This window comes from Bacteroidia bacterium, from assembly GCA_033391075.1.
Taxonomy (GTDB): domain Bacteria; phylum Bacteroidota; class Bacteroidia; order J057; family J057; genus JAWPMV01.
Genome location: JAWPMV010000001.1, coordinates 6,811,548 through 6,825,750, shown reverse-complemented (window position 1 = coordinate 6,825,750; position 14,203 = coordinate 6,811,548). Strand labels below are relative to the sequence as shown.

At 42.1% G+C, this 14,203-nt stretch carries 9 protein-coding genes; 5 read left to right on the top strand and 4 right to left on the bottom strand.

Annotated features, from left to right (window positions below; all coding sequences use genetic code 11):
• Positions 1–102: 102 nt before the first annotated feature.
• The 3 genes from R8P61_27305 to R8P61_27295 all read right to left on the bottom strand — a co-directional run bounded on the left by R8P61_27305 (position 103) and on the right by R8P61_27295 (position 4,449).
• Positions 103–2,991, bottom strand: a complete 2,889-nt coding sequence (locus R8P61_27305; protein ID MDW3650814.1) for a TonB-dependent receptor — start codon at positions 2,989–2,991, stop codon at positions 103–105.
• A 135-nt stretch (positions 2,992–3,126) separates the two neighbouring features.
• Entirely contained in the window at positions 3,127–3,807 is a 681-nt protein-coding gene (locus R8P61_27300; GenBank protein ID MDW3650813.1) for a response regulator transcription factor, read from the bottom strand.
• A gap of 195 nt (positions 3,808–4,002) precedes the next feature.
• Positions 4,003–4,449 (bottom strand): 6-phosphogluconate dehydrogenase, encoded by a 447-nt coding sequence (locus R8P61_27295; GenBank protein ID MDW3650812.1) that lies wholly within the window; start codon positions 4,447–4,449, stop codon positions 4,003–4,005.
• 144 nt (positions 4,450–4,593) lie between these two features.
• Here R8P61_27295 and R8P61_27290 point away from each other — a divergent pair, with 144 nt between their 5' ends.
• From R8P61_27290 to R8P61_27270, 5 genes are all read left to right on the top strand, one after another.
• Positions 4,594–5,931: a hypothetical protein gene (locus tag R8P61_27290; GenBank protein ID MDW3650811.1), complete on the top strand. Its 1,338-nt coding sequence runs from the start codon at positions 4,594–4,596 to the stop codon at positions 5,929–5,931.
• Positions 5,932–6,004: 73 nt separating this feature from the next.
• The gene (locus R8P61_27285; GenBank protein MDW3650810.1) at positions 6,005–6,496 is read left to right on the top strand and encodes a protease complex subunit PrcB family protein; all 492 of its coding nucleotides are present in this window, start codon (positions 6,005–6,007) and stop codon (positions 6,494–6,496) included.
• On the top strand, positions 6,483–8,663 hold the full coding sequence (locus tag R8P61_27280) for a M48 family metallopeptidase (GenBank protein MDW3650809.1): 2,181 nt from the start codon (positions 6,483–6,485) through the stop codon (positions 8,661–8,663). Before R8P61_27285 ends, R8P61_27280 begins: the two co-directional genes overlap by 14 nt.
• Positions 8,650–10,227 (top strand): polyamine aminopropyltransferase, encoded by a 1,578-nt coding sequence (locus R8P61_27275; GenBank protein ID MDW3650808.1) that lies wholly within the window; start codon positions 8,650–8,652, stop codon positions 10,225–10,227. Before R8P61_27280 ends, R8P61_27275 begins: the two co-directional genes overlap by 14 nt.
• A gap of 1,254 nt (positions 10,228–11,481) precedes the next feature.
• Entirely contained in the window at positions 11,482–12,792 is a 1,311-nt protein-coding gene (locus tag R8P61_27270; GenBank protein ID MDW3650807.1) for a cation:proton antiporter, read from the top strand.
• 161 nt (positions 12,793–12,953) lie between these two features.
• Here the strand turns inward: R8P61_27270 and R8P61_27265 are convergent, their stop codons facing one another.
• Entirely contained in the window at positions 12,954–14,180 is a 1,227-nt protein-coding gene (locus R8P61_27265) for a M28 family peptidase (protein ID MDW3650806.1), read from the bottom strand.
• Between the last annotated feature and the right edge of the window lie 23 nt (positions 14,181–14,203).

Here is a 14,203-nt window from a genome sequence, read left to right as displayed (position 1 = left end):
AAGAAATTATTCTTCAACCCCTGAATAACTCAGGAGGTTCGTTTCGTTTGTCAGGTGTAGTATAAAAGCCACACAGGATTTAAACCCTGTGTGGCTTTTCCTTTATAATTTGAAAGACGCTCCCAGCGTGAAGGTTCTTCCTAAACGGTAGCTTCTGAATACAAATGGATTGTTATTTGATCCTTCTGGATTGTATTCCTGGGTAAGGAGATACGCTGGGTCCAGAATGTTTCTTGCTCTGGCAGTAACAGTAAATCTTTTGAAAGTTTTGGAGAGGGTGAAGTTCATCAATCCTCTAGGCTGTTCGAAGATATTGGGATCTGTTCCCCCTACTACTGCGATTCTTTCTCCAAAGATGTTATAGTTCAGACTAATCTTAAGGCCGGTAACTTCCGGATCGATATAGGCCAGTTCAGCATTTACTGTATAGGGAGACTGTCCAAACATCGGGCGTCTTGCCTCTCTTGTCGGATCAATCGCACGAATGCCTTCCAGCTCCTGCTGAGCAATGTCAATTCTTGAATTGATCAAGGCAACATTGGCACCCAACTCTAGTTTTCTTAAACCTTCAGCCAGGAAAGAGAAATTTTTCCTCAATTCGACTTCCAATCCATAGGCAAGCCCATTATCTACATTTCTGAATTCAAACTGAGGGTTCTGAGATCTAAGGTCCAATACCCTTTCTATAGGATTGCTAAAGTTTTTGTAGAACAAACTCACAGAAACCAATTCGCTGAAGGTAGGATACCATTCCCAGCGCAAGTCAGCATTATCTACCAGGGTTCTTTGCAGGTTTGGATTACCTACGAGCAGGGCGTCATTTACAAAGTCAAAGGATGCGAAAGGCGCAAACTCACGGAAGGTAGGTCTCGCCAGAGTTCTGCTATATCCCGCTCTCAGGTTCATTTTATCATTCAGAGCAAAAACTCCACTCAAAGCAGGAAGCAGGTCATTCTCTTCAATTCTACCGATTGAGTCGTTTCCGGCAATGGTTTCAATGAAGGTAGATTCTAAACGCGCACCTACGGTAACTTTCAATCTGTCAGTCAAACCTAAAACTCCCATAACATAGGCAGCAGTAATGTCCTGCTCACCGGTATAGTTGTTTCTGGCTTCAGATGCATCCTGATAATAGAGTCCCAGATCGTAGCGGGTAAAGCCTCTACGAGTCACTGTGTCAACAATTCCCAAGTTGCTATCTCTGAAATAATCCGCAATATCTCCTTCATATCCTTCGGCATCAGAACCCAGGGCAATGTTGTAGCGATTCTCCATGAAAGTTCTGTCCTTGAAGGTATAAGCTCCTCCAAATTTCAGCTTACTCTCATTTTCCTTGATCAGGAAGGGAAGCTCAAAATTCAATTTGAAATCTCCATTGGTTTCCTCCAGCTCTCTCCAGAAACGGTTGGGCTCAGGATAGATAGAGATATCCACATCATAATTTGTAACTCCATCTTCTGCTATAAGGCTGTTTGAGAAGAATCTCAAATCAGGTTCGTTTTGAGAAGAGATCGCATAAGAAGCACTCCAATCAGCTTTCAGCTTTCCTTCAGCAAAAGCATGCTCTCCTTGCAATTGCATCACATCAATGGCTCTTTCAAGGAAACCAACTACACGCGTTTCAAAGGTGATGGCCGGATCGTCTTTAGGAATACCTCCTGTGAGGGTCCTTGCTTTGTTGTTTCCACTTTGGTTGTGGAGATAGTTGAAAGAAACTTTGTGGTTCTCACTAGGCTTATAAGAAAGCTTGATCAAACCGCCCCAAAGTACTTCATGTTCAGCAGCAGGCCCTGCAAGGTTGATTTCCGAGTTGAGCGAGTTTGCGATATTACCAATCTGAGCATTGCTGGTATTTCTCCAACGGTTCTCAATTTGGTTTTCTATGTATCTGTATGAATTGTTGTAAGAAAGGCTGGCAATAAATCCAAAGGCTCTGTTTTTCTCTCCAAATAAGTACTGATTACCTACTGAAATTCTGTAAGACTGGTTCAATCCGGATGGATTTACTACAGGCGCCCAGTTTTTATCAAAGGATTTTGAAATTTCGTCAATGTTCTGCTTTATCTCATTGTCTGTATCAAAGTTAGGAATGGTTGTGAGATTCCCATTTTCATTTGCGATAAAGGGGCGATCTCTGCTTCCGTCATCCATACCCAACCAATCTCTGCTACCTTCAATGTCTCCAATGAAATTGTCATTGAGGTTTGCATTGGGGTTGTAGCCGCTAGAGGCTGAAACGTTGAGGGTAAATTTATCCGGAAAATCTTTGGTCTTTACATCTACCAATCCACCCGTAAAGCTACCGGGAAGGTCAGGAGTGAAAGTTTTGTAGACAATGATGTTGTCAATGAGGTTGGAGGGGAAAAGGTCCATCTGAACCGTATTCCTGTTGGGATCCAATCCAGGGATTTCCGCACCATTCAAAATGGTTTTGCTGTAGCGATCTCCCAATCCCCTTACGTACACATATTTTCCTCCTTCTACCGTAACACCCGTAACCTGAGATACAGCCGCTGCCGCATCATTGGCTCCGGTTCTTTGGAAGAGTTCGGAAGTAACCCCATCCATGGTTTGGATAGCGTTACGTTTTTTGTTGAAAAGGGTAACATTGCTTGCCTGATTTTTTCTGGCTACGATATCTACGGCCAAATCTTCATTGGCTGCAGTTTCAGGCAACATCAAGACATTCATTACCTTGGTTTCTCCAGCAGCCAATGAAATGACTTCGGAAGTGTCGGTTACGTATGAAATGAAGCGGCTTTGTACAGTATAATCCCCGGCGGGAAGTTTGAGGTTGAACTTACCTTCCAGATCGGTATAAGCTCCTCCTTTTTGCTGGCCATCCTGAAAGACAATCACAGTTGCCCCCAGCAATGCTTCACCAGATTCGCCATCTGTTACTGTTCCTCTGATAATTCCATTCTGAGCATTCAGAAAGAATTGCAAAGACAAAAACAGACAACTAAAGATTAAAAGTTTTTTCAGATTCATTTTTTTAGGCTCGTTGAACAATAATCTTTACAAAGGTTCAACAAGGCGGTAAAGAAAAAATGAGTTTCTGATGAAGTGATTATTAAGTATCGGGACCCTATTTGAAGGCTATGTGAAGGGCGAATTATCGAAACATTACCGGTTTGTTTTGAATTTGTAACCAACCCCCTTTACAGTATCTATATAGGTTTTTCCAATGAGTTTGCGCAATTTTCGAATATGCACATCTATCGTCCTTAGTTGGACAATTGTATCTGGCCATACTGATGACAATAGTTGCTCACGGCTGTAAACTTTGCCCGGATGGGAAGCCAGGAAATACAATAAATCAAATTCAAGCTTGGATAAACTAAACTCATCTCCGGCATGAGAGACCGTATAAGAGTCCGGACTTATTTTAAGGTCAAAGATTTTTAATTCAGCTCTTTCTGCGACTTTTGTATAAGTTCTCTTAAAAAGATTCCGTATCCGTGCCAGGAGAGCACGTGGCTTAATCGGTTTGATAATGAAATCATCTGCTCCAGCTTCGAAAGCTGCGACCTCCACATATTCTTCCAATTTTGCAGTCAGGAATGCTATGATGCTGGTCTTATGCTGAGACATCTCTTTCAATTGGTAGCACAGCTGTATGCCATCTATGTCTGGCATACCTATGTCAAGAAGAAACAGATCAGGGGATTGATCTTTTACAAGGTCTAATACCTCCTTCCCAGAGTTTGCACGAAGTACCTCATATCCACCTTTCTCAAGATTATATTCAAGCAGATCAAGGATATCTTTTTCATCATCCGCAATCAGTATTTTCTGTGCACTCATTGGTATATAGGCAATCAATTCAAACCTAATACAAATAAAAGCAGCATAAAGTTTCAACAAGCCCAAATTAGGGTCTTGATAAGCGGGGATTTTTGGAGAGAAAAAATCGGCCTGTAAAAGGCAGAGAGGGAATCCTTAATACCTGCGTAATATTGGATTCCCTCTGTTTTAACGAAATGTTAATCTAAAAATAACCTATGGAACGACCCGGTCAACATCATAAATGAAGTATTTGGTATCTCCCCAGAAAGGAATCTTAACAAAACGCTCACTATATTTTACATTTACTTCGTAGCCTTTTTCCATCGCATCCTGAAGTTCTGATTGAATATCATCATTTCCGGGATATACAGAAAATTCCCACATTCCTCCGGCAAAATCACCGGTATTTATCTCGCCTTCGTAGGTCTTGAAGACTACGCCTTTTTTGCTAAATTTTATCACTTTCCCTGAACGAGCTCCGCTACTGAAATTGGCCCAGCGAGCGAAGGACAGATATCCCGCTCCACCTACGACAAGTATGATCAGGCTCCACAGTAAAAACTTGCGAAAAAATCCTTTTACGCCTTTCTTGACTTTTGTCATGGTTGTTGGCTCCTCGGGAGTCTCAACATTTTCGACTTTATAATCTTTTTCCTCCATGTCTATTGATTACATTGTTTTTTTGACTCTGGCTTATTACAAAAGTAACTTATAATTGAAAGCTTTTCCAGATTTGTTGAAAGTTCCGGAGAAATGCTTCCTTATAATAGCTGCTTTTCCTTAGATTCGCGGAAAAATCCCCCTATGAAATACAGCATCGGTATCCGGAGAGAAGATCTCAGCAAAAAAGGAGAAGAGCGCGTTGCCATCTCCCCTTCCCTCTTGCAAAAGATCAGCCAGAAAGGATACACTTGTTTGGTCCAATCTGCTCTTCATCCAAAGACGGGAGAAAGGAAAAGAAGGTTTAAAGATGAGGCCTATAAAGCAGCCGGTGCAATCATCCAGGAAGACCTTTCTTCTGCTGATTTTATTTTTGGATTGAAGGAGGTAGAAATTGCTCAGCTGCTGGATGAAAAATGCTATTTCTTTTTTAGTCATACCCACAAAGGCCAGATCAAAAACCGCCCCATGCTTCAGGCTTTGGTCGATAAGAAATGTAGCCTGATCGACTATGAATTAATTACCCATGTAAACGGCCCCAGAGTCCTAACAGCTTTTACCTATTTCGCGGGCTATGCAGGCATGGCCGATAGCCTTTGGACCCTGGATAAGCGAAGCGACTTTCTCCCGCCCAATCAACTCAAACAATCGGTAGACTATGAGGATATGGGAGAGTTGTACGAAAAGCTGGATGATCTGGCTTCGCAAATTGAGAAAGCAGGAACAAATGCCTCAAAGCCGCCTTTGATCATCGCATTTTTAGGAAACGGAAAGACTAGTACCGGCGCACAGGAAATCATTGATCGCTTGCCGACAAAGGAAATTTCTCTCTCTGAATTGAAAGATACTTTTGAAAATGGCTCTCGACATTTCATTTACAAACTAGTACTCGATATACCGGATATGTATAGATTGAAAGCTTCTCATCAATCTTTGCATGGCAAACTCAGCCATAAAGATCTCTTTCATTTATACCTCCAACAACCCGAACTATTCGAAAGCAACATGGACCAGGTATATCCCTATTGCACAATGTGGATGAATTGCATCATTTGGTCACCGAAGTATCCACGATTGATCAGCAGAGAGCAGGCAAAGGATTGGTATCAGAAAAATCAAGTACTGGAAGTAATTGGTGATATAACTTGTGATCCGGAAGGAGCTATACAGTTTTCAGCTGAAACCTGGACAGACGATCCTGTCTTTATCTACAATCCTCTTACTAATGAAAGTAAAAGAGGCTTTGACGGAACGGGATTTGCTGTAATGGCTGTGACCAATCTTCCTTGTGAATTTCCAGCAGATGCCTCCAATCAGTTCTCCGAAAATTTTGAGCCTTTAGTTGAACCTTTGCTACAAGCAAATCTTCAAGCTGTCGAATTCGAGGAAGCAAATCTTCCTCCGGAAATCGCGAATGCCTGCATATTATGGAAAGGAAAATTCACTCCTACCTATGCCTACATGCAGGAATATTTAGCTTGATTTCGCTGGACAATTCTGCATTAGGTTCTTTTTTCTGTAATTTACTTTTGAAAACCTAAACCAAGCTTTACTCATGAGGACCTATTTCCTAAGCATACTGATTCTTTCTCTTTGCCTGTTTTCCTGCAAGAGCAAAAAGAACATGTCGGATGCGCCTGATGCTGCTAGTACGATCTCATTTACCGATATCAGCAAGGCTGCTTTCTCTGGTCTGGATACAGAAGAGAATATATTGATAAACAATGCCTCTGATTGGGCAGAATTCTGGAGCCGAGCGAATAGCAATCAAAGTCCGACTCCCGAAAGACCTGATATAAACTTTTCTGTGCATTCGGTGCTTGCCGCCTGTATGGGGACAAAAAACTCGGGCGGATATTCCATCGAGATCGCCGATACCAAAATCGCCGGAGAAACTGTTTATGCATCTGTCGTAAAAAGCTCTCCCGGACAAGGCTGTATGACTACTATGGCCATTACTTACCCTTACCACGTAATTCAAATTGAAAAAGGAAACATCAAAAAAGCCGTATTCAACGTAGAAGAGCGTGTAGATGATTGTAAATAAGCCCGGAAACTCTTCCTCCATTTGCTCAGGTAAATATAATCGCCATTCGCGATGGGCTCTTTCTTTGGCTTTTTTCTTTTTCTTTTCATCTGCATTTTCACAAAACAGCTATCAGCGCCTACAATCCTCCGGTAAGATTCCGGATGATTTCCTCTACTCCTCCCGAGAGAAATACGAGCGTCAACTCAATGAAATCTCCGATAATAAGGCGAGCGTTAGAAATGCAAAAAAACAATTCTATCAGGGCAGTTATTATTATGTAAATGAATTGCTGCTCAGTGGAAAGATTCTGTACAATGATCCCGTTTCTCAATACCTCAATGAGGTTGTAGATATTCTCTTGAAGGAGGATCCCGAACTTAGAAAGAAGTTTAAAATTTATACCGTAAAATCTCCAAGCGTAAATGCCTTTACCTCGACAGATGGGAAAATATTTGTCAATTTGGGCCTACTCGCTCAATTGGGAAGTGAAGCTCAACTGGCCTATATCCTGACTCATGAGATCAGTCATTTTACTCGTCAGCATGCCCTGGATATTTTCCTCCATAAAAAGGGCGTACAACTCAAAAAGGACCAACCCATAAAACGGAGTGATATTGCGGATATACTTGAGAATAATAATTACTCTCAGGATAAGGAAAAAGAAGCAGATTTGGTCGGTTTGGAGCTTTTCCTGAATTCTCCTTATGAAAATGAAGAAGCCATAGAGGTATTTGATATCCTGAAAGATTCAGAAATGCCTTTTTCCAATATTCCCTTCGAAAGAGATTTCCTTGAAAGTAAAACCCTGAAATTTCCAGACGAATATTATCTGACGGAAGATTCCCTCAATTCCAGTGGAGAAAACGAAGAACTGGAATTCTCATTTTTCAGCACCCATCCCAGTCCGGAGAAAAGGCAGGAAATCATTCGGGAGGCTATCGCCGAACATGGAGAAAAAGAAGGAAAAATCTGGGTACTGGAGAAAGAGCGATTTGCACGAATTCAGAAGGTTGCGCGCTATGAAAGTTCTTACCTCTACTTACAAAGGCAACAATATGAAAAGGCTATTTATTGTGCCTATAGTTTATTGAAAGATTTTCCGGATGATCCTTTTCTGGAAAAGATCGTTGTGCAGTCTTTGTATGGTTTGGCTAAATATGCCAGTGTGGGCAGGCTCTGGGATGTTCATGTAGATCATGAAGAAGTAAGAGGGGAAAGCCGCCAACTCAATCACATCATAAATAAAATGCCTGATCAGGAGTTATGCATTTTGGCAAGTCTCCATACCTGGCAGCAACATATCAAATATCCCGAGGATAAGGAATTGATCCTGATGGGTAGAGATCTTCTACAGGATTTAGGGCAGTTTTTTGTGGATAGCATTTCCTGGTTCCAAATAGCTGGAGACAGTCTTAATCCTGAAAGCAATAATTACATCCGATTTGCCTTTAGCGATCTGATGAAAGATCGGATGTTCCGACAGGAATTGGGAGAAAATCTACGGATGGGGAAAGCAAGAAGCGGAGAAGGATATGGCCGAAAAAAAGCTCATAGTGAGAAGAAAGCCGAACTGAAAGGATTTCGTTTGGGGCTGAAAGATGTGGTCTTTGTAAATCCCAGTTTTCAGCGAATCGATGAGAGGAAGGAAAAGACAGTCCGATACCTTTCCTCCGAAAAAGCCGAGATCAGTTATATCGATCTTCTGGAAAAACACGCCAATAAACTGGGACTCAAACACCGGATTTTAAGCAAACATTCCTTGACAAAAGAAGATGAAGATATCTTCAATGATTTGAGTTTGCTGACCGAATGGGTGGAAGAAAAAAATCGCTATGATCAGCTTTCTCTGGTGAGCATCAATCACAATCATATGCAAAGGCTGAGCAAAAAATACGGAACCAAATATTTCGTCTGGACAGGAGGGATTTCTATTGCACAGAAGCGGAAGGACAAAACCCTCTTTCTTGGTGGAGGAATTTTATTTCCCCCGGCCCTGCCTTATTCCCTATATTACAACTTTAGTCCTCAACATGATACTTTCTTTTATACGGTGATCTATGATATCGAAAAAGGGAGCTCCAAACTCAATTTCCCGAAATGGATCAAAATGAAAGACGAGTTTGATGTGTTGAATTCTATAAGTTATGACCTCATCTTCCAAATCAGCAGGCGTGGAAAAAAGTAATAAGGTTCCCATTCTTTTGGGATCGGTACTCATCATCGCCATTTGTGGAATCTTATATGAACTGCTGATCAGTACGATTTCCTCCTATTTTCAGGGTAGCAGCATCCTTCACTTTTCTATTGTGATTGGACTTTTCCTCTCCTTTATGGGACTAGGATCTTTTCTGTCAAAGTATTTCAAAAGAAATCTGCTTGACTGGTTTATCCGATTTGAAATTTTACTCGCGGTGGTGGGAGGCTTTTCCTCCCTGGTATTATATGTGGTCTATTCGCTGAGTCCTTATTTCTATTTGGTCGCATTTATCATCATCAGCTTATTAGGAACTTTGATAGGTTTGGAGATTCCTCTTCTTACTCGAATCGTACGGCAATATGAGAGCCTGAAAGATGCCATGGCCAAGGTACTTTCTTTTGATTATTTGGGATCATTGATCGCCTCTCTGGCCTTTCCATTGATTCTCCTTCCTTTGCTGGGGGTCATGCGAACGGCCTTTGTGATCGGCCTGCTCAATATTGCAGTTGCTATTTTGAATATTTATCTCTTTCAGGAAGAACTAAAACATAGCAAATTATTGGGTGGGATTTGCATAGGAATAGTCGCCATGCTTATCACCGGTTTTTCTTATTCTCTGCAACTCACCGGTTTCTTTGAGCAATTTCTCTATCGCGATCCCATCATGATGAGTGAGCAATCGGCCTATCAACGAATTGTCATCACCCAGAGAAACCAGGATACCCGACTCTTTATTGATGGAAATATTCAGTTTTCCTCCAGAGATGAGTATCGCTATCATGAACCATTGGTCCATATTCCGGCAGCTCTTGCCCTCAATCTCGAAAAGGTGTTGATATTGGGAGGGGGCGATGGATTGGCAACAAGGGAATTACTAAAGCACGAGCAGATCGACAGCATTTCAGTGATTGACCTTGATCCGGAAATTACCCGCTTGGGCAAACGCCATCCTATTTTCCGCAAACTCAATGAGAATGCCTTTGATGATCCTCGAGTGAAGATCTATAATCGGGATGCTTATAAATATTTGGAGCAAAGTTCGGAGATCTATGATCTCATTTTGATCGACCTGCCCGATCCCAATAATACCGATCTGGGAAAACTCTACAGCCGGGAATTCTATGAGATCATTCATAGCCGTTTGAGTGTAGGTGGCGTGGTGGTTACACAATCTACTTCTCCCTATTTCGCGAGACCGGCTTTCTGGTGTATCAATAAAACCCTGGAAACTGTTTTTCCTGTGGTTCTCCCCTACTCGGCCAATGTACCATCCTTTGGGCAATGGGGATTCAACCTGGGCATGAAGGTTCCGGGCAAGCTAAAAAATGCTGGGGAATTGAAAGACAGTTTGAAGCTGCAGGCAGAATCAGAAATCGGAAAGGTTTTATTTGGAGGAAAGACCGACTTTCAGCTAAAATACCTCAAAAAAGGCATGCTGATCAATCTCTTTGAGTTTGCGGAGGATACTTCGCCTTTGGAGGTTGAAATCAATCAGATCCACAATCAAAAGCTGGTTCAGTATTATGAGTCGAGTTGGAGTCAGTGGGAGTAGTTTCATGGTACGATGATCTATGAGCGCCGAAGGATCTGGTTTTTACTTCGATTTAAAATACATGATCTCTCAGCACACAAGCCATTGCGGAACCAAGCTTCGAGATGACAAGTTGCTTGTATGAGAAAAGCCAAACAAATCTGTCATCCTGAGGTGGGAAGGCGCGAGGATCTATGAGCGCCGAAGGATCTGGTTTTTACTTCGATTCAAAATACATGATCTCTCAGCACACAAGCCATTGCGGAACCAAGCTTCGAGATGACAAGTTGCTTGTATGAGAAAAGCCAAACAAATCTGTCATCCTGAGGTGGGAAGGCGCGAGGATCTATGAGCGCCGAAGGATCTGGTTTTTACTTCGATTCAAAATACATGATCTCTCAGCACACAAGCCATTGCGGAACCAAGCTTCGAGATGACAAGTTGCTTGTATGAGAAAAGCCAAACAAATCTGTCATCCTGAGGTGGGAAGGCGCGAGGATCTATGAGCGCCGAAGGATCTGGTTTTTACTTCGATTCAAAATACATGATCTCTCAGCACACAAGCCATTGCGGAACCAAGCTTCGAGATGACAAGTTGCTTGTATGAGAAAAGCCAAACAAATCTGTCATCCTGAGGTGGGAAGGCGCGAGGATCTATGAGCGCCGAAGGATCTGGTTTTTACTTCGATTCAAAATACATGATCTCTCAGCACACAAGCCATTGCGGAACCAAGCTTCGAGATGACAAGTTGCTTGTATGAGAAAAGCCAAACAAATCTGTCATCCTGAGGTGGGAAGGCGCGAGGATCTATGAGCGCCGAAGGATCTGGTTTTTACTTCGATTCAAAATACATGATCTCTCAGCACACAAGCCATTGCGGAACCAAGCTTCGAGATGACAAGTTGCTTGTATGAGAAAAGCCAAACAAATCTGTCATCCTGGAATCTATCAGATATCCGGGATCTCTAGCTATAATTGAGATTGCTAGAGATCCCGGCTCTTGTGTTAAGGCCGGGATGACAAGGTTTTTGTACGATGAAAGCCAAATGAATCTGTCATCCTGAGGTGGGAAGGCGCGATAACACATGAGCGCCGAAGGATCTTGTTTTTACTTCGATTCAAAATACAAGATCTCTCAGCACACAAGCCATTGCGGAACCAAGCTTCGAGATGACAACTATTGGGGAATGTTGACTTTATAGAAGAGCAAAGAGATCTTTTATTGATATCAAGCTTTTATAGTATCTTTAGCTGGATTTCGACATCTAAATAGTATGGAAATAGACGCTAACGTATCGATCATTATTATTTCCGCAATAGTGATCCTTTCATTTCTCTTCAATTCCTTTTCAGAGAGAACCAATATTCCTGCAGTCCTTTTATTGATCTTCGCAGGTATAGGCTTAAAATTTGCCGCAGACCAATTCGGTATATCTGTGCCACCTTTGAATGATATCCTGAGCGTCATGGGTACCATCGGCCTGATCATGATCGTACTGGAAGCGGCTTTGGAACTCGAATTGACACGGGACAAACTCCCGACCATTTGGAAATCTTTATTGGGAGCCTTTGTCGGCTTATTGGCTTCGACTTTTGCAGCAGCGGCTATCATCCATTATTTCGTTGAAGGAATCGATTGGATGACTTCTTTGTTATATGCAACTCCCCTTTCCATCCTAAGTAGTGCCATCATCATCCCTAGTGTCGGAAGTTTGGTACAGGATAAAAAAGAGTTTCATATTTATGAGAGTACTTTCTCAGACATTCTGGGAATCATGCTCTTCTATTTCATAGAAGCTTTGATCCATGCCCAACATGATCCGCAAAGTGGCAATTCCGATGCAATCTTTAATTTCGGAGCCAGCTTTCTGATCACGATAGGGATTTCTCTTGTTGCCAGCTATCTTCTGATCTTTTTATTCCAGAACATAAAGTCTCATGTAAAGCTCTTTCTCCTCATTTTTATCCTGACATTATTATATGGAATAGGAAAGACATATCACCTTTCTCCGCTGATCATGATCCTGGTATTTGGCCTATTCATGAGCAATAGCCACTTATTCTTCCGGGGAAGGTTGAGCAAATGGCTGGATAAAGAAACGATCCATAAAGTAGAGGGAGATTTCCATACGGTTACTGTCGAAACGGCTTTTGTAGTACGGACTTTCTTCTTTGTGATATTCGGTATAACGATCAGCCTGGCTTCTCTGTTAAGTATGGAAGTGCTGAAAGTTGGGGGAACAATACTCCTCTCTATCTATGTGGTCCGATGGATCATCTTCAGATTGATGGGTATCAAGGATACTTTCCCTCAGCTATTTATCGCACCTCGAGGATTGATCACTGTTCTACTCTTTATCTCCATTCCGGATGATATCGCCATTGACAATTTCAATGATGGCATCTTACTATTTGTGATCATGGCAACCAGTATCATCATGGCTATTGCCCTGATTGTGAATGGAAGGAATAGCGCGAAAGTTCCGATTTCTGAGCAGGAAGATCCTTTGGTGATTCCAGCAGATCGCATCTATAAAGGATTTCAATCCAAATTGGTGGAAGAGAAATATTCTCAGGATAATTAGTTCTGAGGATTTTGCCCCTTTTTAGAAAAGGGGCGATCCTTCGTCTAATTCGAGAATAAAGAATAGGACCAAATAAACCAAAGTCTTCTCTGCTATTCATCCGCCCATCCTGAGGATCATCGGGAGTTGATAGCAATCAAGACATATGGAATAATCTTCGATTAAGAGCTTACTTCCTCATCCTTTTTCCTCACATAATGTGCGATGATATCCAGGGTCGCTTCGATGGCTTTCGGATCGACAGCCTCGATGGTATCCTTAAGGGTATGATAGGCATCTGATTTGGTTTCCGGTGTCCAACCCATGCCGAATATGGTCGTTGCTTCTATGCCTTCCTTGGCAAATTCCGCGGCATCCGTTCCCCCCGCTGCAAAAACGATGGGCTTTAAATCCGTAACATATCCCAATTCCGTAGAAACATCTTTGCATTCCTGGGCCATTTCCGAAGATAATTGTACGAAGCCGTTGATATCTGTAGTCAAATAGAAGAGCTGATTTGAATCGTAAAGGCATTCGATATTGAAATTGTAACTCGGAATGGCTTGCAAGATCTCTTTATGTTCTCGCACATAGGCACGAGCCCCTCTCAGGCCGGCTTCTTCTGAATCCCAACTTGCCAAAATCAGGCGAGTATGTTTGAGCCCTTTTCCTCCACTTCTTTGGTCCTTAAAAAATCTGCCTGCTTCCATCGCTGTTGCTGAGGAAGCCATATTATCTCCAGCTCCGGGAGTACCTTTAGAGGAATAGAAAAACCACATTTGAATCACGAAGATTGCCAATAGGCCAAAAAGTATTTTCGCGGTCAGGATCATGCCTTCCGGAATTTCTCCCATAAAATCCCAGAGAAAAAATAGCACACCAAAGATGGCCAGAAGAAAAGTCCCCGACATACTACCGAGTACGCGCAGGGCATAAAGTTTGGGTTGGTGGACGAAAAAGTTGAATATATGAGCAGAATCGTGATGTCCGCTGATGATAATTTGTTGTTTGACTTCCTCTTCTGGTTCCAATATGCCCATTACATTTTTTCCCATTTTTTTGGGGAAGAAAGGATCAACAAATTCTTTGTAAATGAAGAATTCGGCTACTACCAGGATAACTGAAAAGAGTCCCAGCAACATCAGCAATAAATAATAACCTTTCCACAAAGCAAAAAGAGAGATGGGATAAAGCGCTACCAAAATTCGGATATACCCGAGAAAGGCTCCTGGATGCACTTCAAATTTTTGGCTTTCTACCCGATCGCTACATTTGGCCATTTCAACCTCAATGAAATCAGCACTTTCGAGGCAATCCTGACTTCCAGTCAAGCGACTGGTCCAGGTTTGACAAACATGGCGGGTAAGGGAAATTGCGCCCTCTACATAGGCTGTATAGGATTCTTTCATAGTAGTAGTTTATAGAAGGAAAT

Coding starts and splice junctions, on each gene's coding strand:
- R8P61_27305 (MDW3650814.1), bottom strand. CDS start 2,991: ATGAATCTGAAAAAACTTTTAATCTTTAGTTGTCTGTTTTTGTCTTTG.
- R8P61_27300 (MDW3650813.1), bottom strand. CDS start 3,807: ATGAGTGCACAGAAAATACTGATTGCGGATGATGAAAAAGATATCCTT.
- R8P61_27295 (MDW3650812.1), bottom strand. CDS start 4,449: ATGGAGGAAAAAGATTATAAAGTCGAAAATGTTGAGACTCCCGAGGAG.
- R8P61_27290 (MDW3650811.1), top strand. CDS start 4,594: ATGAAATACAGCATCGGTATCCGGAGAGAAGATCTCAGCAAAAAAGGA.
- R8P61_27285 (MDW3650810.1), top strand. CDS start 6,005: ATGAGGACCTATTTCCTAAGCATACTGATTCTTTCTCTTTGCCTGTTT.
- R8P61_27280 (MDW3650809.1), top strand. CDS start 6,483: ATGATTGTAAATAAGCCCGGAAACTCTTCCTCCATTTGCTCAGGTAAA.
- R8P61_27270 (MDW3650807.1), top strand. CDS start 11,482: ATGGAAATAGACGCTAACGTATCGATCATTATTATTTCCGCAATAGTG.
- R8P61_27265 (MDW3650806.1), bottom strand. CDS start 14,180: ATGAAAGAATCCTATACAGCCTATGTAGAGGGCGCAATTTCCCTTACC.